The sequence below is a fragment of the Bradyrhizobium macuxiense genome, from assembly GCF_007993935.1.
Taxonomy (GTDB): Bacteria; Pseudomonadota; Alphaproteobacteria; order Rhizobiales; family Xanthobacteraceae; genus Bradyrhizobium; species Bradyrhizobium macuxiense_A.
Genome location: NZ_VITY01000003.1, coordinates 356,009 through 380,768, shown reverse-complemented (window position 1 = coordinate 380,768; position 24,760 = coordinate 356,009). Strand labels below are relative to the sequence as shown.

The following is a 24,760-nucleotide window of genomic DNA, read 5'->3' as shown; positions in this document are numbered from 1 at the left end:
CGTGACGCGGCCCCGGAGTGGCGCTTTTCTGTTATAGAATTATCTCCTGCTCGCCTTGATCCGGTTTGCTTGCGCGAACCAAATTCGCCAAGGCGCATTGTCCCCATTCCTACCCTTGTGCGGTCCTCATGCTGGCCCCGGTTCTCGACTTCAAGCACACCGTCACTGAGCGCTTCCTGCGCTATGTCGTGATCGACACCCAGTCCGACCCGGATTCGCCGACCTGCCCCTCCACCGAGAAGCAGAAGAATCTCGGCCGCCTGCTGGTCACCGAGCTGCAGGCGATGGGCATAGCCGACGCGCATCTCGATCCGCATGGCTACGTCTATGCGACGATCCCGGCCAATACCGACAAGACGGTGCCGGTGATCTGCTTCTGCTCGCACATGGACACCTCGCCCGACTGCACCGGCAAGAACGTCAAGCCGCAGGTCGTGAAGAACTATCGCGGCGGCGACATCGTGCTGCCCGCCGACGCCTCGCAGGTGATCCGCGCCGCCGAGCATGAAGCGCTGGCCGACCAGATCGGCAACGATATCATCACGACCGACGGCACCACCCTGCTCGGCGCCGACAACAAGGCCGGCCTCGCCGAGATCATGGATGCCGCGCATTTCCTGATGACCAATCCGCAGGTGAAGCACGGCACCATCAAGATCCTGTTCACGCCGGACGAGGAGATCGGCCGAGGCGTCGACAAGGTCGACATCAAGAAGCTCGGCGCCGATTTCGGCTACACCATGGACGGCGAGACCGCGGGCCATATCGAGGACGAGACCTTCTCCGCCGACGGCGCCAGCATCATCATCGAGGGTGTCGCGACCCATCCGGGCTTCGCCAAAGGCAAGATGGAACACGCGATCAAGATCGCGGCCGCGATCGTCGATCGCCTGCCGAAGGACACCTGCTCGCCCGAGACCACCGAAGGCAAGGAAGGCTTCCTGCATCCGGTCGCGATCTCGGGCGCGCTGGAGCACGCGCGGATCGACTTCATCGTGCGCGATTTCACCGAAGCCGGCCTGAAGCAGAAGGAAGCGCTGCTCGAAGCGATCGCCAAGGATGTCATGAAGGGATATCCGCGCTCGACCTACCGCATGGAGGTCAAGCAGCAGTACCGCAACATGAAAGAGGTGATCGACCGCCACCCGCAGATCGTCGCTTACGCGATCGAGGCGATCGAGCGCGCGGGACTGACGCCGGTGAAGACCTCGATCCGCGGCGGCACCGACGGTTCGCGGCTATCCTTCATGGGATTGCCCTGCCCGAACATCTTCGCCGGCGAGCACGCGTTCCATTCTCGGCTCGAATGGGTCAGCCGCCAGGACATGGAAAAGGCGGTGCAGACTATCGTGCATCTGGCGATGATCTGGGAAGAGCGAGCGTAGGCTCGTCGCAACTCTCTCCCCGTCATTGCGAGCGAAGCGAAGCAATCCATATCTCAACGCGCTGATAGATGGATTGCTTCGTCGCTACGCTCCTCGCAATGACGGCACAACCAACTCGTTCTCCTACGCCCGCGCCGTCACGATCCAGATCGCACCTGGCAGCAGCACGGAATCGCCTTTGACGAAGGGCGCCAGCGCCTCGCGCATCGACGCGATCGCGGCGGCGCGCACGTCATCCGGATGGCCTTCCAGCGCGCGGCTGGCCGGCCCGATCTCGAGCGCGCCCTGGATCGCCGCATCGATGCCGCGGCCGGTCGCGACATCGAGCTCGACCTTGCACGGCTCCATGGCGATGCCGGAGAAGCCGGCCTCGCCCAGGATCCGCTTCACCCGGGCTTCGGAGGCAAATGAAAACGGGCCGGGATCCTCGGGGCCGAGCTGCGGCAGTTTCGGCACGTGCTTGTAGACGGCTTGCAACGGCGCCATGAAGAACGGATTCTCGCGCGGCTCCTGCCAGCACGCGAAGGCAAGACGGCCGGTCGGCTTCATCGCCTTGCGCAGATTGGCAAAGGATACCGCCGGATCGGCAAAGAACATCACGCCGAAGCGCGAGGCCAACAGATCGAAGCTCTCGCGGGCGAACGGATACACCGTCGCATCGGCGAGCGTGAATTCGACCGGCAGGCCCTGCGGCGCGCTCTGCCGCGCCCGCGTCAGCATCGGCTCCGAGACGTCGACGCCAAGCACGTGGCCCGCGGGCGCGACCTTTGCCGCCAGCGCAAAACTCGAGGCGCCGCTGCCGCAGCCGACATCGACGATGCGTTCGCCGGCCTTCGGCGCGGCACGATCGATCAGCAGGTCGAGCACCGGCTGCAGCACGATGTCCTGCGCGGCCTGTCTTGAGGCCCAACGCTGACCGCCCGGCCCGTTCCAATATGCAATCTGATCGGCGTTCTGCGGGTGACCAGCGTTCATGCGCTCAAAACCTTGTTGAGAAATCCTGGCCGATGCTAGCAGCTCTCGCGCGTCGCAGCGCGCAACATCGGCGTGACCTGATAGGTGAATCCGGCATTGGCCTTGGTGACGGGATCGTTGGCGACGATCTCCTGCGGATCGGCATCATCGGACAGTTGCAGCACGCCCAATCCCCAGACGCCGGCGGGATCGGCAACCGGCCCGAAGATCAGCGCCTTGCCGGCCTGCAGCAATTCGCCGCAATAGGCGACGTGCGCCTGCATGATGGCGGCTTCCTGCGGCGTCATGTCTTGAGGGAAGGTCGGGCGCGGTCCGGTCAATTTGCAGACGTAGTATTTCATCGACCTGGTCCGCGTTCGCTGATGACTTCGCTGTTTATTTGGCGGCTGCGTTCGTGGGCTTGGCCGGCTTCGTCTTGGCGGCGCTCCCCTTCGGGGCGGCCTGCCCCTCGTTGGGGCGCGCAATGCCCCACGGGTCGGTCGGCTTCTGGTCCGGCACGCCGCTGAGCGCACGCTGGTACGCGCGCTGCTGCCGCGCCTCGTTGGCCACATCTGACGGCGACTTCTCGACCTCTTCGCGATAGCGCTGAACATGGTCCGACTGTGCCAGTGCAGGTCCGCTAATCATGGTGAGGAGTAAAATCGCGGCGATTTTGCGCATGCATCAAGTTCCCGGGTTAGGCGGAGAGAATAGCATCGCAGCAAGGCCGGCATCAAACCTGAGCACGTGACTTTCGGCACCTTTCGCGCCATCGGCCGACGATTGACATTTGACCGGCCAGCGCGGAGCAAGCGCGGTCCCGGCCACCCCACACACTACCCCACGGTCGGGATCGCGCCCTCTCCACGCGCTCACAGAGGGCCGCGCAATGGCGTTGCTACGCAGGGCTCTTCAACCAGAGGCCGCTTTGCAGCTCGTGAAACACCGCGCCACCGTCATCCTGCGCGAACATGTGCAAGCGGAAGCAGAACTGGTCGGAAGAGCCGCAGTTCTCACCGACGGGACCGCCGGGACCGTCGAGGGTGTGTTTCTCGACGAGTCACATGGGTTGCGCATCTCGATCACGGGGCACATCGGGAAGTGGCCGATCTCGACAATCAGGATGCTGCAACCATAGGGCCGGATCCGGTCGATCGGTGTGGAGCGCCGGCGGAATTCCCTAGTCCATCGGAAAGGCCCGAACAGGCTTCGTCTGCGAGTTGCGGATGGAGTCCGCCTTCGCTCTTCGCGCTTCGGCGAAGGCTGGCTTGCCAAGCCGTAGCCCGCAGGGCGAAGGCTGGTGGGCGGTGAGAGGATCGAACTCCCGACCAATGGTGTGTAAAACCAGCGCTCTACCGCTGAGCTAACCGCCCCTACCTGCGCGCCTCTTTAGCCTCGCCCGCCCCCGAGGTGCAAGGCCGCAAAGCTTCAATCCATTAGCCGTGCCGGCAATCCCCCGAGATCGTTGACCCAGTGTGCGGCGGAGCGGCGCCAGACCTGGCGTCGCGGGGTCAATTCGCCGCGCTGGCGGATGCTGCCCCAGCGAATGCCCCAATCGTCGGGACCTCCATCCTCGCCGCTGGTGAACAAGGGGGAACCGCAATCGCCGCAGAAATGCTGGAAGCGGATCCGGCCGTTATCGCCGCGTTTGCCGTACACTTTCGGCACGCCATGGGTCAGCCGGACCTGCTCGGCGGCGCAAATCACCGTGACGCGATAGGGTGAGCCGGTCAGCGCCTGGCAATCCGTGCAATGGCAGATCGACACCCGTCCGGGATCGATCTCGGCCTGATAGGTCACGGCCCCGCAATGGCATTGCCCGTCGATCTGCATCTGCGTTCTCCCAATTCGGCGTCGTGCAACAAGGCGGTCGCCAAGCGGTCGTTCCCCTCGATTGCGGCCTGCAAGGCGTCGGCGACACGGGTCCCGTGCCCCCTTTTGGGACAACGCTGGTATCCCAAATCTGGATTGTTTGGGATACCAACTCGGGATACGCATATCGACGGAACAAGCCCGAGGGACAGCGCCATGTCGCAGATGCTCCAGATCCACGACCAGCTCCGGGAAATGATCCTCTCCCTCGACCTCGGCCCCGGCGAGCGGCTGACCGAGCGCTGGCTCGAAAGCCGTTTCGAGGGATCGCGCACGCCGATCCGCGCTGCGCTGGTGCGGCTCGAAGGCGAAGAGCTGGTCCGCCGCGACGGCCGCAACTGGATCGTCGCACCAATCGACATCGGCGAGCTGGAAGCGCTGGCGGAGTTCAGGATCCCGCTGGAGACGACCGCCGTCCGCCTCGCCTGCGCGCGTGCGAGCGCGGCGGACATCGCCGGCGTCGAAGAGATGCTGGATGCCTGCCAGTCCGGCGCGCCGCGCGAGGAATGGCATCGCGTCGGCACCGATTTCCATGTCGAGATCGCGCGGCTCTCCGGCAATCCCTTCATCGTCAAAGCGATCGCCGGCGCCATGACCCGGCTGTCTCGGGCGCGCTGGCTCGAAGTGTGGACAGAACCATCGCGCGAGCAGGCCTGGCGCGAGCACCGGCGCATTCTCGGCTTCATCGAGGCCAACGATCCGGAAGCTGCCGCGCGCGAGGCCGCCGATCACATCAAGGACACCCGCGATCGCCTGCTGCGTTCGCTGAACGAGGACCGCCGCGGTCTGCGGGCGCGCGGCTTCGCCGTGATCGGATTGCGCTGACATGAACATCGAAATCGATCGCGAAGCGGCCCTCGATGCGGGGCCCTGGAGACGCAACCTGATCGTCTGCGTGTTCGGCTCCTTCACGACCATCGTGGGAATGACGCTGCTGCTGCCGTTCCTGCCGCTCTATGTCGAGCAGCTCGGCGTGACCGATCATGCCGCCATCGTGCAATGGTCGGGCATCGCTTACGGCGCAGCCTTCTTCAGCGCGGCGCTGACGGCGCCGCTGTGGGGACGACTGGCGGATCGCTATGGCCGCAAGCTGATGCTGATCCGCGCGAGCCTCGGCATGGCGATCGCGATGTCGTTGATCGGCATGGCGCACAATGTGTACGAGCTGGTCGGCCTGCGGCTGTTGACCGGCCTGCTCGGCGGCTACGCTTCGGGCTCGACGGTGCTTGTCGCAGCACAGACGCCGAAGGCGCGCTCCGGCTGGGCGATCGGCGTCCTGTCGGCCGGCATCATGGCCGGCAGCCTGGTCGGTCCGTTGATCGGCGGCGTCCTGCCCGGCCTGATCGGCATCCGCGCGACCTTCTTCCTGATCGGCGGCGTCATCTTCATCACTTTCCTCGGCACGACCTTCCTGATCCGCGAGGAGGCGCGTCCGAAGGCGGTGGAAGGCAGCAAGGCGCGTGGCGGCTGGTCGCTCGTTCGAGACAAGCGTCCTGTGATCGCGATGTGGGGCACCGGCCTGCTGCTGATGGTCGCCAACATGTCGATCGAGCCGATCATCACGGTCTACGTCGCGCAATTGGTCGAGGCGCCGCAGGTGACGTTCGTGGCCGGCCTCGTGATGTCGGCTGCTGCCTTCGGCAGCCTGCTGTCGTCGTCGCACCTCGGCAAGCTGGCCGACCGTATCGGCCATTGGCGGATCATCAACGTTTGTCTTGCGGTCTCGGCGCTGCTGCTGATCCCACAGGCCTTCGTGGTCAGCGGCTGGGAACTCATCCTGCTCCGCTTCCTGATGGGGCTCGCGCTCGGCGGCCTGCTGCCCTGCATCGCCAGCGTGATCCGGCACAACGTGCCCGACGCGGTCACCGGCAGCATGCTCGGCTACTCGATTTCGGCGCAATATGCCGGCCAGGTGATCGGTCCGCTCGCCGGCGGATTCATCGGCGGCCATATCGGCATGCGCGCGGTGTTCCTCGGCACCAGCGTGCTGATGGCGTGTGGGGCGATCGGCAATTTCGTCGTCGAGAGAAAGAACCAGGATGCGGACTCATTGAGGCGCAGCCCGCTGGCTTCATCGAAGACGGCCTGAGACGGACATCAAAAACTGACCAGCCTCGATGGCAAACCGCACATGCGGAGTGGAAGCCTTCGGAACTGACCGGTCATGCGAGAAAATAGCATCGTGTGGGCGCCGGAGATCGGCAGTTCGGCGCCCGTATGACGGTTGGTTTGGTCGGACTACTTGTAGTAACCGACGCCGCATCCGAGGCCAGCGACCGCGGTCACGAAGCTCGCCTTCGGCACCCACGTCTTGTCAGCGCCGGCCTTGGGAGACATGTAGCTGACCTCATTGACCTGGCCCTCTTTTGCCGCGTCAAAGAGCCGTGGGCCATACACGTCGCCCGTGGGGTCCTTGAATGTCCTCGCATCCTTGCCGAGCAACGCCTTAACGTTGGGATTGCCGACCGCGACGAGGAGCGCGTCGCTCAGATTGAAGCAAAACGGATAGAGGTCGCCGGCAAGGAAGCCGTTTTCGCCCTTGTTGATCTGGTCGAGCGTCTTGGCCTTGTCGGCTTTGATGGCCGCAACCGTCTTCTCAAGCATGGCCTTGGCATCGGCCGCAGTGCCTTGCGCGAATGCGGTCGTCGAGAACAAGACAGCGATCGCGCCCAGCGCACCAATCACGAGCTTACGAAACATGGAGATTCCTCCCTGCTCTTCGAACAATTCGCAATTGTCCCGCACCGGGCGCAGGCCCGCAAGGATGATATCCAAACATTGCCCCAACTGGCCTGGTCTGCTCGTGCCCGCCGACGAGCCGACAAGCAAAGGCGGGGTTGCCATTTCCGGATTTGGCCCATCGCGACATATTGCGCTGCCGCACGAACTCGGTCGCTACAGCGACAAAGCGGACATTGCGTTCGTCGCATCGCCCCGCTCGGTTTATGGGGACACGGCCTCGTCCGACGGCCATCGCGAGAACCGGAAATTGCAGTGGCTCGCACCGCTAGCCGCGGGGCGTCCGGACCTCGCTTGCGAACCACCAAAACAAAACGGCGCCCGAAGGCGCCGTTTCATGATTTCGGTCGGAGCTGGCTTCAGTGCGCCGTCAGGCCGCCGGACGCCTCATCCGAAGCGTCGGGCTTGACGTCGACCTTGCTGGTCTCCTCTTCCCAGACGATCGGCGCAGGCACGCGGGTCAGCGCCTTGGCGACGACTTCATCCAGCCGCGAGACCGGAATGATCTCCATGCCGCCCTTGATCGCATCGGAAATCTCCGTGAGATCCTTGGCGTTGTCCTCCGGGATCAGCACCGTCTTGATGCCGCCGCGCGCGGCAGCCAAGAGCTTCTCCTTCAGACCGCCGATCGGCAGCACGCGACCACGCAGCGTGATCTCGCCGGTCATCGCGACATCGTGGCGGACCGGAATGCCGGTCATGACCGAGATGATCGCGGTGGCCATCGCAACACCTGCGGACGGACCGTCCTTCGGGGTTGCGCCCTCCGGCACGTGAACGTGGATGTCGCGCCGGTCGAACATCGGCGGCTCGATGCCGTAGGTGATCGCACGGGAGCGGACGTAGGACGCCGCCGCCGAGATCGACTCCTTCATCACGTCGCGCAGGTTGCCCGTGACGGTCATCTTGCCCTTGCCGGGCATCATGACGCCTTCAATGGTCAACAGCTCGCCGCCGACATCGGTCCACGCCAGACCGGTGACGATACCGACCTGATCCTCGTCGTCGATCTCGCCGAAGCGATACTTCGGAACGCCGAGGAACTCTTCGATGTTCGCCTCGGTGACCTTCACCGACTTCTTCTTGGAGATCATCAGCTCCTTCACCGCCTTGCGGGCGAGTGTTGAGAGCTCACGCTCCAGGTTACGCACGCCCGCTTCGCGGGTGTAGCGGCGGATCATCAAGAGCAAGGCCGGGTCGTCGATCGACCATTCCTTGGAGTCCAGACCGTGCTTGGAGAGCGCGCTCGGGATCAGGTGCTTGCGCGCAATCTCGACCTTCTCGTTCTCCGTGTAACCGGCGATCCGGATGATCTCCATGCGGTCCATCAGCGGGCCCGGAATATTCAGCGTATTCGCGGTCGTGATGAACATCACGTTGGACAGGTCGTAGTCGACCTCCAAATAGTGGTCGTTGAAGGTTGAGTTCTGCTCGGGGTCCAGAACCTCAAGCAGCGCCGACGACGGATCGCCGCGGAAATCGGCGCCCATCTTGTCGATCTCGTCCAGCAGGAACAGCGGGTTCGAGGTCTTCGCCTTCCGCATCGACTGGATGATCTTGCCGGGCATCGAGCCGATATAGGTGCGGCGGTGACCGCGGATCTCGGCCTCGTCACGCACGCCGCCGAGCGACACGCGCACGAACTCGCGCCCCGTGGCCTTGGCGATCGACTTGCCGAGCGAGGTCTTGCCGACGCCGGGAGGTCCGACCAGGCACAGGATCGGTCCGGTCAGCTTGTTGGCGCGCGACTGCACCGCGAGATACTCGACGATACGGTCCTTGACCTTCTCGAGCCCGTAGTGATCGGAGTCCAAGACCGCCTGCGCGGCCTCGAGGTCCTTCTTGACCTTGGACTTCTTGCCCCACGGGATCGACAGCAGCCAATCCAGGTAGTTGCGCACGACGGTCGCTTCCGCGGACATCGGCGACATCTGGCGCAGCTTCTTCAGCTCATGCTGTGCCTTCTCGCGCGCTTCCTTGGAGAGCTTGGTCTTGGAGATCTTCTCCTCCAGATCGGCCAGCTCGTCGCGACCTTCATCGTCGCCGAGCTCCTTCTGGATCGCCTTCATCTGCTCGTTCAGGTAATACTCGCGCTGGGTCTTCTCCATCTGGCGCTTGACGCGCGAGCGGATGCGCTTCTCGACCTGCAGCACCGAGATCTCGCTCTCCATCAGGCCCAGCACCTTCTCCAGGCGCTGCGTGACGGACAACGTCTCCAGGATCGCCTGCCGATCGGCAATCTTGACCGCAAGATGCGAGGCAACGGTGTCGCCGAGCTTGGCGAAATCGGTGATCGCCTGGACCACGCCGACGACTTCGGCGGAGATCTTCTTGTTCAGCTTCACGTAGCTTTCGAAGTCGGACACGACCGACCGTGCCAGCGCCTCGGCCTCGACCGAGTTGGCGTCCGTGTCGGCGAGCGCGACCGCGGTCGCCTCGTAATACTCGCTGCGGTCGGAATACTTCTCGACGCGCGCGCGCTCGAGACCCTCGACCAGCACCTTGACGGTGCCGTCGGGCAGCTTCAGGAGCTGCAGCACGCTGGCGAGCGTGCCGGTTTCGTAAATTGAATCGGGTGCCGGATCATCATCGGACGCGTTCTTCTGCGTCGCGAGCATGATCAGCGCGTCGTTCTTCATCACCTCTTCGAGGGCGCGGATCGATTTCTCGCGGCCGACGAAGAGAGGCACGATCATGTGCGGGAAGACGACGATGTCGCGGAGCGGCAGCACTGGATAGGAGTGGCTTTCGCCGTGGACGATCGTTGGCCGGGGTTTTGAGGTCGTCATGGCCTTATCCTTTTGTTTTGCCCCCTTGCTCGCAGTCCGCCTGCTTGCGCAACCGCCACAAGGTGCCTTGGTGATCCGGAAAAAGATTGCCGTCAGCAGCCGCTTATTCCGCATCGAAAAGCGACGAATCTCAGCGCATGAGATCCCTCGCCGATAGCATTAGGTGGCTATCAGGCCGGGGGGTGTCAAGTCTGAGAAGTGCCCGGAAATTCAGGCTAAACAGGCATTTACTGCAATGCCACAACGGCGCTGCTGTTGCGCCGCAACGGCCGCCGGATCGCCCGGCAGCCGTGCAATTTTTAGCGGTTCGAGACGCGTGCCGTTAGGCGCTCGCGCTGCTCTCGACGGCACGGTCGGAACGATCCGCATAGATGTAGAGCGGACGCGCCGTGCCCTCGACGACCTCGCGCGAGATCACGACTTCCTCGACGCCTTCCAGGCCCGGGAGGTCGAACATGGTCTCGAGCAGGATGCTCTCCAGGATCGACCGCAGGCCGCGGGCGCCGGTCTTGCGCTCAATCGCCTTGCGGGCGACCGCGCCAAGCGCCTCGTCGGCGAAGGTCAGCTCGATGTTCTCCATCTCGAACAGCCGCTGGTACTGCTTCACCAGCGCGTTCTTCGGATCGGTCAGAATCTTCTTCAGCGAAGTCTCGTCGAGGTCCTCCAGCGTCGCAACGACGGGCAGACGGCCGACGAATTCCGGGATCAGGCCGTACTTCAGCAGATCTTCCGGCTCGACGTGGCGGAAGATCTCGCCGGTACGGCGATCCTCCGGCGCGAGCACCTGCGCCGCGAAACCGATCGAGGTCGAACGGCCGCGCGCGGAGATGATCTTCTCGAGGCCCGAGAACGCACCGCCGCAGATGAACAGGATGTTGGTGGTATCCACCTGCAGGAACTCCTGCTGCGGATGCTTGCGGCCGCCCTGCGGCGGGACCGAGGCGACCGTGCCTTCCATGATCTTCAGCAGCGCCTGCTGGACGCCCTCGCCCGACACATCGCGGGTGATCGAGGGATTGTCCGACTTGCGGCTGATCTTGTCGATTTCGTCGATGTAGACGATGCCGCGCTGTGCGCGCTCGACGTTGTAGTCGGCGGCCTGCAGCAGCTTCAGGATGATGTTCTCGACGTCCTCGCCGACATAGCCGGCCTCGGTCAGCGTCGTCGCGTCAGCCATGGTGAAGGGCACGTCGAGGATGCGGGCCAGCGTCTGCGCGAGCAGCGTCTTGCCCGAACCGGTCGGACCGATCAGCAGGATGTTCGACTTCGCCAGTTCGACGTCGTTGTGCTTGGTCTGATGGTTGAGCCGCTTGTAGTGATTGTGGACGGCGACCGACAGCACCTTCTTGGCATGGCTCTGACCGATCACGTAGTCGTCCAGGACCTTGCAGATTTCCTTCGGCGTCGGAATGCCGTCGCGCGACTTCACCAGCGAGGATTTGTTCTCCTCGCGAATGATGTCCATGCAGAGTTCGACACACTCGTCGCAAATGAAGACAGTCGGTCCGGCAATCAGCTTGCGAACTTCATGCTGGCTCTTGCCGCAGAACGAGCAGTATAGCGTGTTCTTGGCGTCGCTCGTGCCGACCTTACTCATTCCTTATCTCCGTCCGCCGTTCGATCTTGTTTGCCAGATCGACCCAATCCGGCACAAAACCGGGGTCTTGGGTAGATAGAGCAAATTCCGTACCAAAAAAGACCCTACGCAATACTGACCGTGCCAATCACGGTTTATTCGAATCTCCGCGATCATAGCCGATGCATTACAGCCAACCATGCTGGCACCCGACTATCAAGAATTCGCTAATCGGATGCCCGGCTCAAGACCGTGACAATACCGTGATTTTCCACGATCGCACGTGGAATACGCGTCGAAATCCACGGAACGTTGCGGGATTACCACGCCGGCCAATGAGCACGAAAGTGGAACCTTCCGCCCGCGCATAGGCACTTGCGGGGTACTCCGCCCGTCCTGCTTTTGCCGGTTATGTGAGGCGCCAATGTGGAGATCACGCCGGCGCCCCGGGAGGCCTGTCCAGATCGGGCGGCCTTGTCAGGCAGCCTTGTCAGGCAGCCTTGGCGGCCGACGGATCTTCCGGACGCTTGTCGATGACCTTGTCGACGAGGCCGAACGCCTTGGCGTCCTCGGCGGTGAGGAACTTGTCGCGCTCGAGCGCGTCCTCGATCGCCTTGTAGGTCTGGCCGGTGTGCTTCACGTAGATCTCGTTGAGCCGCTTCTTGAGATTCAGGATCTCCTGCGCGTGCAGCATGATGTCGGTGGCCTGGCCCTGGAAGCCGCCGGAGGGCTGGTGCACCATGATGCGGGAGTTCGGCAGCGTGAAGCGCATGTCCTTCTCGCCGGCCGCAAGCAGCAGCGAGCCCATCGAGGCCGCCTGCCCAGTGCACAGCGTCGACACCGGCGGACGGATGAACTGCATCGTGTCGTAGATCGCAAGGCCCGACGTCACCACGCCACCCGGCGAGTTGATGTACATCGAGATTTCCTTCTTCGGATTCTCGGCCTCGAGGAACAGGAGCTGCGCGACGATCAAGGTCGACATGCCGTCTTCCACCGGACCGGTGACGAAGATGATGCGCTCTTTCAAGAGGCGCGAGAAGATGTCGTAGGCGCGTTCGCCGCGATTGGTCTGCTCGACGACCATCGGCACGAGGTTCATGTAGGTTTCAACGGGATCGCGCATGAAAGAACCCAGGGGTTAGGGGTGATGCAGAACTTTGCCCAGAACGAGCTTCGTCCAAGACTACCGGCTCGAGGCTGGCTGGCTCAAGGCTTAAACCAGATATGGGCCAATTTCCGGCCTACAAGGCCGACACTAGCCAACTGGGCAGGTCGCAGACGTTCAAGCCGATTCGCGGCGGCGCGCCTAGCGAGGGGATCCTCACGAGGCGCGCTTTCGCGGTTCATCATTAACGCCAGGTGCCGGAATTAGGCGGCAGTTTTCTCGGCGTCTTCATCCTTGAACAGCTCATCCTTGGTGACCTTCTTCTCGGTCACGTTGGCGAGCTCCAGGACGAAGTCGACGACCTTGTCCTCGTAGATCGGGGCGCGGAGTTGGGCCAGCGCCTGGGCGTTGCTGCGGTAGTAATCCCAGACTTCCTTCTCGCGGCCGGGCATCTGGCGCGCGCGCTCGATCACGGCGCGCGAGACCTCGTCGTCGGTCACGGTGATCTTGTTCTTCTCGCCGATCTCCGACAGCACGAGGCCGAGGCGGACGCGGCGGTCGGCGATCTTCTGGTACTCTTCCTTGGCCGCATCCTCGGTGGTGTTCTCGTCGGCGAAGGTCTTGCCGGTCGAGTCCATCTCGGCCTTGATCGAGTTCCACATCAGGTTGAACTCTTCGGCGACAAGCGACGGCGGCGCCTCGAATTTATGGCTCTCGTCGAGCCGGTCGAGCAGCGCGCGCTTGACCTTCTGGCGGGTCGCGCCGGCGAATTCGGCGGTCAGGCGCTCGCGCGCGGCTTCCTTCAGCTTGTCGAGCGACTCGAGGCCGAGCGTCTTGGCGAACTCGTCGTCGATCGTGGCCTCACCGGGCGCCTCGATCAGCGTCGCGGTGGTCTCGAACTCGGCCGGCTGGCCGGCAAGCTTGTCGTTGAGGTAGTTCTTCGGGAACGAGACCTTAAGCGTGCGGGTCTCGCCCGAGCCGATCCCGATCAGCTGCTCCTCGAAGCCCGGGATGAACTGGCCGGCGCCGATCACGACCTGGATGCCTTCGCCGGTGCCGCCCTCGAAGGCTTCACCGTTGATGGTGCCCTTGAAGCTGATGGTAACGCGGTCGCCCTTCTCCGCCTTGGTGCCCTCGGCCTTGGCGTTGTACGGGCGGCTGCCTTCGGCGATCCGCTTGATGGCATCGTCGACGTCGGCGTCGGAGACTTCGACCACCGGCTTCTCGACCGAGAACGACTTGAAATCGGCGAGCTGGATCGGCGGCACGACCTCGATCGCGACGGTGTAGGTCAGGTCGGTCTTGCCCGACAGCAATTCATCGACCTGGTCCTTCTCGGTCGGCATCGTGATCTTCGGCTCGCCGGCAAGGCGGAAGCCGCGATCTTCGAACAGCTGCCGGTTGGTGTCGCTGATGGTCTGGTCGATGGTCTCGGCCATGACCGAGCGGCCGTAGATCTTCTTCAGGTGCGCCACCGGCACCTTGCCGGGACGGAAGCCGTTGAGACGGACCTTGTCCTTGAGGTCGACCAGCTTGGCGTCCGCCTTGGCATCGAGATCGGATGCCGGAACGCTGATCTTGAATTCGTGCTTCAGTCCCTCGTTGAGGGTCTCGGTGACCTGCATGGTATCAATCTTCTTCCGCTTTTGCCGCGGCCCGAGCGGCCGTGGCAGTGTTCAATCTGTTCGACGCTTGAGCCTTGCGGCCTGACGTCTGTGGGTTCGGCGAACCCTCGTCCCCTGCGGGCCCAAGGTTCTCCAAGAATTCGTCATGCAAACGCTGTAAGCGCTTGGTGCGGGCGGAGGGACTCGAACCCCCACAACTTTCGTCACTGGAACCTAAATCCAGCGCGTCTACCAGTTCCGCCACGCCCGCGCGAAAAGCATCCAGTCCGGCCGCGATGCCGCGGGCGGCCGGGCTTATAACATGCGCCCACCGGTTCGCAGCAAAAAAATGGCCGCGGGAAGAGCCCGCCCTGCGACCGATCGCGACTGGACAGGTACACTTGAAGATGGTCCGCATCGGCCGGATGGCAAGCCCCGCAGCAAGTCCCGAATTTCGGCTCAGCCGGCGCGACCTGATGGCCGCCCTCGGCGCCGCGGCGCTTTGCCCCGCTTGGCCGGCCACGGTCTCGGCGCAGGGACGGACGGCGGTCGCGCTCCAGGCCAGAATCGATCGCATCGCGCTTCGCCCTGACGGGCCGGACACGCCCGTCTGGTCGCTGGGAAGCGGCGACCTCCGCTTCAGGCGCGGCGAGGTTCTTGACGTAACGTTTGGCAACGAGCTGCCGGTCGCCGCCGCGCTCGATTGCCGCGGCCTTGATGGCAACCCAGCCGCGGAGCCGCTGGCGTCTCGGGCGCCGCTTGTGGCCGGAGCCAAGGATACCTTCCAGCTCCCGCTCCGGCATGCCGGTACCTTCCTGTGCGAGCCGCTGCTCGGTGACGGCGGCACGGCGCCCGCACGCCCACGCCCGCTGATCGTCACCGGCAATTCGCCGGTCGCGGTCGATCGAGACGAGGTATTGCTGATCGAGGAGTGGCGGCTGCGGCCGGACGGAACCGCGATTCCGCCAGGGAACGACCCCAAGGAATCGACGCCATTTCATACAATTAACGGCAAGACTTCATTCGACGTCTCGGCACCGGCCAATGCCCGGCTCAGACTCCGCTTCATCAATGGCAGCCAACGCAGTGTGCTGGCGGTCAAGCTGGAGAACCTCGACGTCAGGGTGATGGCGATCGACGGCCAGCCGGCCGAACCGTTCCCGGCGCGCAACGGTGCGCTGGTGCTGGCGCCCGGAAGCCGAACCGATGTCTTTGTCGATGCGGCCGGTCCGGCCGGAACCAGCTTCCCGATCCTGCTGCATGACGGCAAGCAGGCTCGCCCGGTCGGCAAGCTCATCGTCTCGAACGAACCGCCGATCCGCCCCGCGCCGTTCCCTCCCGCTCCGCCGCTCCCGGGCAACGACATGCCCGCCCAGCTCGATCTCAGGAGCGCCGCCAGATTCGAGCTGCCGCTCGGCACGCCGACCGAGTGGTTCCGCCCGGCGGATTTCAAGCCGTCGGCTGCGCCCGCCTTTCAGGCCAAGGCCGGCCGGCCGGTCGTGCTGACCCTGACCAATCGCGGCGCGATCGCCAGCGTCTTTCATCTGCACGGCCATCACTTCCGTCTGCTCGACCGGCTCGACGACGGCTGGAAGCCGTTCTGGCTCGACACGCTTGCGGTCGAACCAGACCAGACCCAGCGCATCGCCTTCCTCGCCGAATATCCGGGCCGCTATTTGATCGAGCAGGTCGCGGCCGATTGGGCCGCGCCGCGGCTGGTCCGATGGTACAGTGTCCAATGACAAGAAGAGGGAAGCCGCCGGGGAAACGCGCAGGGACACATCCATGAGCCAGACAGTTGCAGCGATCCGCGGAGTCAAGGCGCGCGGGGTCGTGGTGCCGCTCAAGCGCCCGGTGAGGACCGCCTTCGGCGTGATCGATTCCGGTCCGCTGGTGCTGATCGATGTCGAGACCGATCAAGGCGTTACCGGCCGTACCTACATCTTCGCTTACAGCAAGCTCACACTTCACCCGCTTTGTTATCTGATCGAGGAGATCGGTCGCGAACTGTCAGGCCGGCCGGTCGCGCCGTTCGATCTGATGAAGGCGATGGATGCCAGGTTTCGGCTGCTCGGCTGGCAGGGCCTGGTCGGCATGGCCGTGTCCGGTCTCGACATGGCCTATTGGGATGTGCTCGGCCAGCTCGCCGGCCGGCCGCTGGTCGAGCTGCTCGGCGGCTCGGCGAAGCCGATCAAGGCCTATGACAGCTACGGCGCGGTCGATCCTGTCGCCGACGAGCGCGCACTGCGCCGCTCGCTCGACCAGGGTTTTCGCGGCATCAAGATCAAGGGCGGCGACGGCGACGCCGCCAACGACGAACGCGTCGTGAAGGGCGTGCGCGCCCTGCTCGGCCCAGACATCGCGCTGATGCTCGATTTCAACCAGTCGCTCGATCCGGCGGAAGCCACCCGCCGCATCGCCCGGCTGGCGCCCTACGACTTGCACTGGATCGAGGAGCCGGTGCCGCAGGAGAGCCTGTCCGGCCACGCCAGGGTCCGCGAGACCTCGCCGACGCCGATCCAGGCCGGCGAGAACTGGTGGTTTCCGCGCGGCTTCGCCGAGGCGATCGCGGCCGGCGCATCCGACTTCATCATGCCCGACGTGATGAAGGTCGGCGGCATCACCGGCTGGATGCAGGTCGCGGGGCAAGCTGATGCTGCGTCGATCCCGATGTCGAGCCATCTGTTCGCGGAGGTCAGCGCGCACCTGCTCGCGGTGACGCCGACTGCGCACTGGCTCGAGTTCCTCGACTTCGCCGGCGCGATCCTGGCAAGGCCCGCCGAGATCGTCGACGGCGCGGTGACCGCGCGCGGTCCCGGGCTCGGCATCGAATGGAACGAGCCGGCGGTGGCAAAGTATCTGGTCAGCTAGCGCCTGGCTGCAGTCGAGGAGGAGAGGTCGTGCCAGTTTCCCCTCACGTCTCGTCCGCTCCATCAAGCGCCTCTCGCTTGTTTCCGGCGCTTGTCCTCGCCTGCCTGATTGGCGCGCGGTTCACCGGACCGGCATTCGGCAAGGACCGCGAGGACGACAGCAACGCCTCCAGCGCGACGCCCAATATCTATCTCGATTTGCGAACCAGCTACGCCACCGTGCCGGCCGGTGCCTTGCCGGTCGGTTTCGGCAGCTCGGCGCTGTTTACCGCGCTACAGTCGCTTGCGCTTGCCAGCGGCGGCACCTTTCCGACAAACGTATCCCTGCCGTCTCGGCAATCCCTCGCCGTCGATCTTCCGTTGACGGTGGACGTCACCGATACCGTCTCGCTCTATGCCGGCATTTCCGGCACGACCACCTACGGACCCGCGCAGGGCTGGTCGCAGTTCGATGTCACCAGCTGGAACGTTGGGTTTCAGGCCGATCTCTACAGCCAGAATGGCGGTTCGATCCCGACCATCACCTGGCAATCGACAATCACCCAGGCAATCCCCAACGGGCCAACCGGCACCACGACCTTCAACAATATTCTCGAGTTCGACTACGCTTTCGACGCGGACGCCACGCGGGGATTGCTAGCGGGCATCCAGGACACCCGCGTCGAGGTGGCGACCGCGCTCGCCCGGATCCATCCAAATATCATCGGCTATGTCGGCGGCTATTATCAGTGGCCGAGCAACTGGAAATTCACCGGCCGCGTCGGCGTGCAGCATTTTGGCGGCGCACAGCTGCTGAACTTCGCGCAAGTTCAGTCCTTCACCCAGCCCATTCTCCGGCTCGATCTCGACCGGATGGATGACAACGACAACCGCCTGTTCGGAGTCACGGCTCAGATCATCTGGGTGCCGAAGCCGTCCTATCAGCTGACACTGAGAACGCCGCTCTATTTCGTGCGCAATTGATCGAGCAGTTCCAGCCGGCAGGCCGGGTGTGATCAGCGCGGCGTTCCTCGTTTGCTGCAGAATGTGTCTGAGCTTGCTTCAGGCCAAGAGCGCAATGGATCGCCGCTTGTCGGACGCATAGCTGCGGCGGTCCTCAATCGATCGTGTGAAGCGAGACGTGAGGACCGGACGCGAACCTTCGTGCCATCCGCCCCGCCTCCAGGTCCTAGTGCGGAAGGTAGTGCTTCAAGATTGACCAGCTTTCACGGGCGACACCCCTTGTCAGCAAGCCGTCGACCTCCGCGTCAGACAAACCGAATTCAGCCAAAACGCTGCGCGTGTGTGAGCCCGGAGCGTGCGCCGCGGAGAGTGGCTCGACCGCCTTTGATTGCAGTCGGTACCAGGTCGGTAGCGGCAGGCTGACTTGGTAGCCGCTGGGATGCGCGGTTCGCAGCATCGCCAGATGCTGCTCGCCGCTTTGGAACTGCTCGGACTTTTCGAGCGTAGCGCATGCACGCAGCTCGTCCAGCCGTCTGACCGGCACAATAGAAGCCGTCTTGATCGACCGCAGGCAGTCAGCTGCCTGCATGCAAGTCATCCCCGCGATAACCTCGGAAAGAGCTCCCTCGGTCGGCTCCGTCGCCCCCAGCAGACCCGCCACTTGTCCAAGCTCTCGAGCTCGGCAGGCCAGAAACGCCCAGCCGTCACGTGTGCGATAGGTTTGATAGTGAACGCCGTAGCCGGCGGCCTGTTGTCCCGATGGTTCGGCGATCCGGGCCGCACGTTCGCTTGCGACCGTGAAGGGAAACTGCACGAGCTGCGCGCCCATCGAAAGCGACGTCCGGACGTGAGCGCCGCCCCGTCCGAGCTGTCGCGAGACGAGAGTTTGCGCAATACCGAGCGCCGCACTGAAACCAGTGATGTAGTCGACGCAGGACGCGATGCCGTGAAGCACGGGTGCGTCCTTGGTTCCGTAGCGTTGGGTGATACCGGTGGCGGCCTGTAGTACGGGGTCAAACGCCGGATCATCCTTGAATGGTCCTCCGTGCGGACCACCCCACGCACTAACCTGACAGGAGATGATGTCCGGATTGATCTGCCTGAGCTGCTGATCCGAAATCCCGATCTTCTCCGCCGAACGGTCGAGGAAATTATGGATCACGACGTCCGACTGCCGGACCAGCTTCTCCAGGACCGATCTTCCCTCGGCAGATTTCAGGTCGAGGACGATCGCGCGCTTGCCCTGATTGACGTCGATGCCGAACCACATCGTCATGCGCGGCCCGGCTTGCGGTGCCGGCGGATCGATTCGAATGACGTCGGCACCAAATTCAGCCAGAATGCGCGCTGCAGCCGGTCCTGCGATGACGTTCGAAAGATCGAGTACGCGCAGCCCCGAAAGCATCTTTCCAGGCGGCTCAGCTGTCGGAGCGACCTGAAGCCGTGGTGTGCTCCATTCGAAGCGATCCGTCATGCGACGTGACCGCAACGCAGGTGAAGTAATTGCCGATCCTTCGATTGAAACATAGCGGCCGGCCATTCGGACTGGACCGTACTCCTGATCCTCAAGATCGGCGACATTTCCGCCTGCGAGGGCTTCTGGAACGTCGAGCCATTCATCCGTGGACCTGACCACGGTCGCAGGCACGCCTGCCTTTCGCAGCAACCCTTCCCATTCTTGGGCCGGCTTGGTCAGGAAGCGCGCCGACATCGCCGATTTCAAGCGCGCGACCCAGGCCGGGCGCAGTCCCGCTGAATAGCTGATGTTGTTGCCTTCGCCGCCTTCTTCGTAAGGGCTGCCGACGGTCATACCTTCCGCGATCAAATCATTGAGCAAACCGAGCACCTCAAGGCATGCCTTGGCATGGTGAACGTGATCGACCGCATTGATGAAGATATATCTGCCGTCGCTGCAGCGATGGTTTCCGAATTGCGGGCGCCCAAAGGTCGCGAGATAGCCGCGGATGCGGCCGTGCTGCTCCTCGCTCATTTCGTCGTGGAATTGGCGCAGGATCGGAAACGCGACCTCGGTCATTGCCTTGTCGATCGGCGGTAGATCGAAGCGCCGGGGCTGGCCGTCGACTTTCATGATGAGAAGCGCCATCGCCGACAGCACCGCGTCCGCCAGCGGAACTTCGATCCGCTCTCCCCGACCGGTCTTGAGGCGTTGCGCAAAACCCACAACCGCCGCGATGGCCGCGTGGACACCGCCATAGGCCGACGCCATCGGCACGGCCGTGAAGATCGGAGGACCGCCGAGCAGCGGCCCGAGTGCATGAATGTCGGTGTACACCCCCACGGATGCAGCGACCGTGCCCTCCCAGGCGGCCGTGTGCGCGAGAGGGCTTCCCTCCGCAAAGCCGGGGATGGACACATAGACCAGCGCCGGGTTGCGCGCGCGGATGCTGCGATCGTCCAGACCGAATCCGGCCGCGCGTCCCGGGCCGAGATTGTCGATGACGATATCTGCGCCGCGCGCCAAGGATTGTGCGCGCTCGCGACCGTGAGTATCCCTGAAATCGAGGGTGACGACGGCCTTGCCGCGCTCCAACAGCGCGTCCTCGAGCCGGCATTCGCGATCGGGCCGCTTGATCTCCAGGACCTCGGCGCCTTGATCGGCGAGCAGCATCGCTGCGACGCGCCCTGCCCAGCCGCCTCCGAGATTCAAGACGCGAACGCCCTCCAAAGGAGCAACTTTGCTTTTCATGTGCATTCCCTCGCGAGATTCAACAGACAGATCGTGAATGGACAGAACTTGCGGGCCAGAGGATCAGTCGAAACCGGCTACCAGACCTCGCCGAACGGACGCAGCTCGACGAGGAAGGACCAGGTTGAGCGATCCTGATGGGCAACCCGGAACATCTCTTCGGCGATCGCGGCGGGCTTGGCGAAGAAGTCGTCCGGCTTGTCGGGCGCCAGCAGCGGACGCGTGCGTGGCGTGTCGATCGAGGCGTCGATCAGGATGTAGGCAACGTGAATACCCCGAGGCCCGAACTCACGCGCCATTGATTCCGCTAGGATGCGTTGCGCCGCCTTGGTCGAGGAAAAGAAGCCCCAATTGGTCCTGCCTCGGATGGCTGAGGTGTTACCGGTCACCAGGATCGCGCCCTCACCCGCTTCCAGCATCGCCGGAATCGTCTCGCGAGCGAGATGAAGCAGCGCTGTGGTGTTGACCCGGAAATTCCTTTCGAGATCGTTCGGGTCCATCGCAAGGATACTGCCCCGGGTCGCGCGCAGGGCGTTGTGAACCACGATCTTGGGAGCACCCATCTCCGCCTTGATGCGCGCGACGGTCTCGATCAGGGCGTCGAGATCGCCGACGTCGCACCGATAGGCGCGAGCATCCCTGTACTTGCGAGCCAGCGCGTCGAGGTTATCGGCATTACGGGCCAGCATAGCGACCTGGTAGCCACCCTCGCTGAAACGTTTGGCGATCTCGGCGCCCGTGCCATGCTCGGGCCCAACGCCGGTGACGAGGCAAACCGGTTTGCTCATGCTCATCTCCTTAGAGCTGGAAGGTCGGACGTGCCGACACCTTGGCGAACCAGGCGGCGACGGCGGGATAGCGCGCGGCGATGTCCATCTCCAACACCCGGGTCAAGCGTACGGCGAAGAAGCCGGTGATATCGGCGATAGTGAACTCTGGCCCGGCGACGAATTCGTTTCTGGCAATGTGCGGCTCGACGCGACCCAGGAAGATTTCCATCATCTCCTTGCCACGGGTCACCATTGCCGGCAGCTGTGGCAGGTCTGTGCGCGTGCCTGGCACGACCTTGCCCGCGAACATCGGCACATGGTTGCGCACCGCGTGAACCATCGGGACCAGGCCATCCAGTTCGAACCGGCGCAGCCACATGTCGATGATGGCGCGCTCCACCGCCGTACGGCCGAACAACGCCGGCTCCGGATGCAGTTCCTCCAAATACCGGCAGATCGAGACGGACTCCGCAATCACGGTGCCGTCGTCCAGTTCGAGAAACGGTACGCAATGGAACGGATTCATCGCGGTGAAGGCTGCGGCGAACTGATCGTCGTCGCGTACGTTCAGTTGTTCAGTCGGGACGTCGAGCCCCTTTTCGGCGAGGAAGATGCGGACACGCTGGGCGCTGGCCGCCGGCCCGAAGCCGTAAAGCTTCATCGTCGTTCCCCCTAGTAGCCAATCGTGAAGCGCGAGCGCTCGTGCGCGGGCTTTTCGAGTTCGTCGACCAGCGCGACGGCATAGTCCTCGAACGAGACCCAGCTCTTGCCCTGCTCATCCCTGATCAGACTGTCGCCGCCGAGCCGAAACTTGCCGGTGCGTACGCCAGGTTCGATCAACATCGGCGGGCTGAAATACGTCCAATTCACATCGGCCCCCCGCAGAGCGGCGAAAGCCTTCATATGGGAGGTCGCAATCGGAACCAGCTTCTCAGGCCAATGACCGGATTTAAGCACCGTTACACCGGGCGAAAACTCCAGCGAGCCGCATCCCCCCGCTACGATCAGGCGGCGAACGCCGACCTTTCGAACGGCCGCAATCAATCGATCCGTCATGCTGGCCAGTTGATCGGTATAGCTCACGTCGGAGAAGAAGCGAGGATCATCCTTCGGCGGACCGAAAGCGCTGACGACGGCATCCGCGCCAGCAACGATCTCCGCAATTCGGTCAGCGTTGCTGAGGTCATCGCGAACACGCTTGATGCTTCCCGGGAGCTTGTCGGGATTGCGAGCAACCGCCGTGACGTCGTGCCCGCGGCTGATGAGTTCGCTGAGAACGGTGCGACCGACCTGACCGGTCGCGGCGAGGAGAACGACTTTCATTGCAGATGCTCCTTGAAGGATTGGAATTCGCTTGTTCGGCGCCAACGGCTCGACTGGATCCAATGGGCGCGCTGGCATGATTGGGGCATTTGGGCCGTGTCAGCCCTTTCCAAAGATCGCGATCTGCTGCCGTGCCGCGAGGATCGGCCGGCCATCGGGACTCCAGATCAGCGTGCTCTGTGCCGAGTAGCCGCGTCGCGCCGTTTGGGCAGCGCATTGCACGAGCCACCAGCCGTTCGGGCTTGTCGGCGCCGCATCGAGCATATCGACGGACCACGTCATCGTGCTGATCGGCGCCGGTTCGGAGAAGAGGATGGTCGCCGCGGGAGGTAGCGCATCGGCCAGCGCCAGAAGGTTCACGAGACTGCCGTCGGCTCCTTGGTCGCGGTGGCGTAACCAGACAAGCATTTCCGGATCGGCACCGCGTGTCCCAGGCCTGGCGCCCGACGCGAGCCGCCCTTCGAAATGATCCATGAAGTTCGGCTTGCCCGGCCAATTGAAGTAGACGGGGCTGGCCTCCAAGGTTGCCACATTCGGCATTGGCAATTCGGCGCGCGCGAGCGTCGAATTGCGGCTCACGCCGAAGCAGAAGGTGGCCCGCGCGGCGAGTCCGTCCTCGCCTTCCAGGTCCGCGCTCGTGAAGACGGTCGACTTGCCTCGTCGCAGCATCGCGGTCCGGATCCGCAAGACGCCGGTCGCCGGCCCGACATAGGCAAACTGCGCCGACCTGAGCGGAGGCAAGTCGGCGAACGTCCGCAGCGACGCCTCGAGGCAGAGCGCGGCGGAGAGGCCACCGTAAGCCGTGCGGCCCTGCAACCAGTCTGACGGCACGGCAATTGCGAAATGATCGCCCTGTTGCTCCAGCGCGGCAATCATTTGCGCGAAACTGCTCCGGATCACAGCGTCCATTGCTGTCATGCCTTTCCCGGCTCAAGCGCTGAACACGCCGACCTCATCGAGGCTCGGATAGTCGGTGTAGCCGCGCTCGGCGCCGCCGTAGAATGTCGATCGATCCGGCTCGTTGAGCCGGGCGCCAAGCGCGAGGCGCCTCGGCAGATCGGGATTGGCGATGAAGGCACGCCCAAACGCGACGAGGTCTGCCGTGCCGGCGGCGAGTGCCTGCTCTGCGGTCTCGGCAGTGAAGCCTCCCGACACAATGAACGCGCCGGGAAACAGCGGGCGCAACAGCGTGGCGACGGATTGCGGTGCCGCGTCGTCGGTCTGATCCACCAGACCGGCGCGCACGCGGGCCTCGATCAAGTGCAAGAAGCCGACGTCACGCGCGGCCAACTCCTTGATGACGTACGTGTACAGACCCATCGGATCACTGTCAGCGACGTCGCCGACGCTGCTGAACGGAGACAGCCGAACGCCGACGCGATCTGCCGGCCATACGTCCGAGACGGCATCGAGGACTTCAAACAGCAAACGGGCGCGGTTCGCGATCGAGCCGCCATAGCGGTCGGTGCGGTGGTTGGTCTTGTCCTCCAGAAATTGCTGAAGCAGATAGCCGTTGGCGGCATGAATCTCGATGCCGTCGAACCCGGCCTGCTTGGCGTTCTCCGCGGCCTTGCGGTAGTCGGCGACGATCTCCGCGATTTCGTTCAATTCGAGCGCGCGCGGCGTTTCATAGGGCGCGCGTTGAAAATCGCTCTTGAACGCGTTACCTGCCGGCCGGATCGCAGACGGCGCGACAGGAACGGCTCCGTCCTTTTGAAACGAGGAGTGCGAAATCCTTCCCACGTGCCACAGCTGCAGGAAGATCACTCCGCCTCGCTCCTTGACTGCGTCGACGACGGTGCGCCATCCCGCGACCTGTTCCGGCGTGTAGATTCCCGGCGTCTGCGGATAGCCCTGCCCCTGCTGGGAAATCTGGGTTGCTTCGGCGATGATCAGCCCGCCGTCGGTCGCGCGCTGACCGTAATAGGTCGCGGCGAGCGGCGACGGCACGCCGTTGGCTGATCGCATCCTGGTCAACGGCGGCATCACGACGCGGTGCGCGAGCCGAAAGGCCCCAAGCTGGAACGCGGTTGAAAGCTTCATTTTCTCCCTCCAATATGACCGGTCATCTTAATCGTAAGACAAGTTGATGCCAGTGACTCCTTGGTACCTTTGGCTCTC

General features: G+C 63.7%; 22 protein-coding genes and 2 tRNA genes. 7 read left to right on the top strand and 17 right to left on the bottom strand.

What is annotated here, in order from left to right:
- Positions 1-128: 128 nt before the first annotated feature.
- On the top strand, positions 129-1,385 hold the full coding sequence (gene pepT / locus FBZ93_RS09730) for a peptidase T (protein WP_146985682.1): 1,257 nt from the start codon (positions 129-131) through the stop codon (positions 1,383-1,385).
- Positions 1,386-1,508: 123 nt separating this feature from the next.
- Here the strand turns inward: pepT and FBZ93_RS09725 are convergent, their stop codons facing one another.
- Genes FBZ93_RS09725 through FBZ93_RS09715 form a run of 3 tightly spaced genes read right to left on the bottom strand, consistent with a single transcriptional unit; the run spans position 1,509 to position 3,020 of the window.
- Positions 1,509-2,360 (bottom strand): class I SAM-dependent methyltransferase, encoded by an 852-nt coding sequence (locus FBZ93_RS09725; protein ID WP_146985681.1) that lies wholly within the window; start codon positions 2,358-2,360, stop codon positions 1,509-1,511.
- A 35-nt stretch (positions 2,361-2,395) separates the two neighbouring features.
- Positions 2,396-2,701, bottom strand: a complete 306-nt coding sequence (locus FBZ93_RS09720; RefSeq protein ID WP_050425261.1) for a YciI family protein — start codon at positions 2,699-2,701, stop codon at positions 2,396-2,398.
- 34 nt (positions 2,702-2,735) lie between these two features.
- Positions 2,736-3,020 carry a hypothetical protein gene (locus FBZ93_RS09715; RefSeq protein ID WP_146985680.1) on the bottom strand — a complete coding sequence of 95 codons (285 nt, stop codon included), beginning with the start codon at positions 3,018-3,020 and terminating at the stop codon, positions 2,736-2,738.
- A gap of 208 nt (positions 3,021-3,228) precedes the next feature.
- On the opposite strand from FBZ93_RS09715, the gene FBZ93_RS09710 reads away from it, so the two are divergent.
- A complete protein-coding gene (locus FBZ93_RS09710; RefSeq protein WP_433995393.1) occupies positions 3,229-3,477 on the top strand; it encodes a PRC-barrel domain containing protein in 249 nt (82 codons plus the stop codon).
- 160 nt (positions 3,478-3,637) lie between these two features.
- Here the strand turns inward: FBZ93_RS09710 and FBZ93_RS09705 are convergent.
- Both FBZ93_RS09705 and FBZ93_RS09700 read right to left on the bottom strand, forming a co-directional pair.
- Positions 3,638-3,712: transfer RNA gene (locus FBZ93_RS09705), tRNA-Val, on the bottom strand.
- A 55-nt stretch (positions 3,713-3,767) separates the two neighbouring features.
- The gene (locus tag FBZ93_RS09700; RefSeq protein WP_146985679.1) at positions 3,768-4,172 is read right to left on the bottom strand and encodes a GFA family protein; all 405 of its coding nucleotides are present in this window, start codon (positions 4,170-4,172) and stop codon (positions 3,768-3,770) included.
- Positions 4,173-4,367: 195 nt separating this feature from the next.
- Between FBZ93_RS09700 and FBZ93_RS09695 the strand changes: the two genes are divergently transcribed.
- Both FBZ93_RS09695 and FBZ93_RS09690 read left to right on the top strand, forming a co-directional pair.
- Positions 4,368-5,036 carry a GntR family transcriptional regulator gene (locus tag FBZ93_RS09695; RefSeq protein WP_146985678.1) on the top strand — a complete coding sequence of 223 codons (669 nt, stop codon included), beginning with the start codon at positions 4,368-4,370 and terminating at the stop codon, positions 5,034-5,036.
- A 1-nt stretch (position 5,037) separates the two neighbouring features.
- On the top strand, positions 5,038-6,300 hold the full coding sequence (locus FBZ93_RS09690) for an MFS transporter (protein WP_146985677.1): 1,263 nt from the start codon (positions 5,038-5,040) through the stop codon (positions 6,298-6,300).
- Between the two features lie 149 nt (positions 6,301-6,449).
- Here the strand turns inward: FBZ93_RS09690 and FBZ93_RS09685 are convergent, their stop codons facing one another.
- From FBZ93_RS09685 to FBZ93_RS09660, 6 genes are all read right to left on the bottom strand, one after another.
- Positions 6,450-7,040, bottom strand: a complete 591-nt coding sequence (locus FBZ93_RS09685) for a cache domain-containing protein (RefSeq protein WP_246667426.1) — start codon at positions 7,038-7,040, stop codon at positions 6,450-6,452.
- A gap of 269 nt (positions 7,041-7,309) precedes the next feature.
- Positions 7,310-9,739, bottom strand: a complete 2,430-nt coding sequence (gene lon / locus FBZ93_RS09680) for an endopeptidase La (RefSeq protein WP_146985676.1) — start codon at positions 9,737-9,739, stop codon at positions 7,310-7,312.
- 322 nt (positions 9,740-10,061) lie between these two features.
- Entirely contained in the window at positions 10,062-11,336 is a 1,275-nt protein-coding gene (gene clpX, locus FBZ93_RS09675; RefSeq protein ID WP_018271869.1) for an ATP-dependent Clp protease ATP-binding subunit ClpX, read from the bottom strand.
- A gap of 469 nt (positions 11,337-11,805) precedes the next feature.
- A complete protein-coding gene (locus FBZ93_RS09670) occupies positions 11,806-12,441 on the bottom strand; it encodes an ATP-dependent Clp protease proteolytic subunit (RefSeq protein ID WP_021079148.1) in 636 nt (211 codons plus the stop codon).
- A 245-nt stretch (positions 12,442-12,686) separates the two neighbouring features.
- Positions 12,687-14,048: a trigger factor gene (tig, locus tag FBZ93_RS09665; RefSeq protein ID WP_074127198.1), complete on the bottom strand. Its 1,362-nt coding sequence runs from the start codon at positions 14,046-14,048 to the stop codon at positions 12,687-12,689.
- Between the two features lie 165 nt (positions 14,049-14,213).
- Positions 14,214-14,298, bottom strand: a tRNA-Leu gene (locus FBZ93_RS09660).
- Positions 14,299-14,434: 136 nt separating this feature from the next.
- Here FBZ93_RS09660 and FBZ93_RS09655 point away from each other — a divergent pair.
- From FBZ93_RS09655 to FBZ93_RS09645, 3 genes are read left to right on the top strand one after another with little or no spacing between them, the layout of a single operon-like run.
- Positions 14,435-15,769, top strand: coding sequence for a multicopper oxidase family protein (locus FBZ93_RS09655; protein ID WP_146986013.1), 1,335 nt, complete (start codon positions 14,435-14,437; stop codon positions 15,767-15,769).
- Between the two features lie 43 nt (positions 15,770-15,812).
- Positions 15,813-16,898, top strand: coding sequence for an enolase C-terminal domain-like protein (locus FBZ93_RS09650; protein ID WP_146985675.1), 1,086 nt, complete (start codon positions 15,813-15,815; stop codon positions 16,896-16,898).
- Positions 16,899-16,927: 29 nt separating this feature from the next.
- Positions 16,928-17,860: a hypothetical protein gene (locus tag FBZ93_RS09645; RefSeq protein ID WP_246667425.1), complete on the top strand. Its 933-nt coding sequence runs from the start codon at positions 16,928-16,930 to the stop codon at positions 17,858-17,860.
- 205 nt (positions 17,861-18,065) lie between these two features.
- On the opposite strand, the gene FBZ93_RS09640 is transcribed toward FBZ93_RS09645, so the two are convergent.
- The 6 genes from FBZ93_RS09640 to FBZ93_RS09615 form a co-directional block, all read right to left on the bottom strand.
- Positions 18,066-20,546, bottom strand: coding sequence for a CoA transferase (locus tag FBZ93_RS09640; protein ID WP_167528977.1), 2,481 nt, complete (start codon positions 20,544-20,546; stop codon positions 18,066-18,068).
- 77 nt (positions 20,547-20,623) lie between these two features.
- Complete coding sequence (locus FBZ93_RS09635) at positions 20,624-21,334, bottom strand: SDR family NAD(P)-dependent oxidoreductase (RefSeq protein ID WP_146985673.1); 711 nt, start codon at positions 21,332-21,334, stop codon at positions 20,624-20,626.
- Between the two features lie 10 nt (positions 21,335-21,344).
- Entirely contained in the window at positions 21,345-21,977 is a 633-nt protein-coding gene (locus tag FBZ93_RS09630; protein WP_146985672.1) for a glutathione S-transferase family protein, read from the bottom strand.
- 11 nt (positions 21,978-21,988) lie between these two features.
- The gene (locus FBZ93_RS09625) at positions 21,989-22,639 is read right to left on the bottom strand and encodes an NAD(P)-dependent oxidoreductase (protein ID WP_146985671.1); all 651 of its coding nucleotides are present in this window, start codon (positions 22,637-22,639) and stop codon (positions 21,989-21,991) included.
- A gap of 99 nt (positions 22,640-22,738) precedes the next feature.
- The gene (locus FBZ93_RS09620; RefSeq protein WP_208763983.1) at positions 22,739-23,548 is read right to left on the bottom strand and encodes an acyl-CoA thioesterase; all 810 of its coding nucleotides are present in this window, start codon (positions 23,546-23,548) and stop codon (positions 22,739-22,741) included.
- Between the two features lie 21 nt (positions 23,549-23,569).
- The gene (locus FBZ93_RS09615) at positions 23,570-24,682 is read right to left on the bottom strand and encodes an alkene reductase (RefSeq protein WP_146985670.1); all 1,113 of its coding nucleotides are present in this window, start codon (positions 24,680-24,682) and stop codon (positions 23,570-23,572) included.
- Positions 24,683-24,760: the final 78 nt, after the last annotated feature.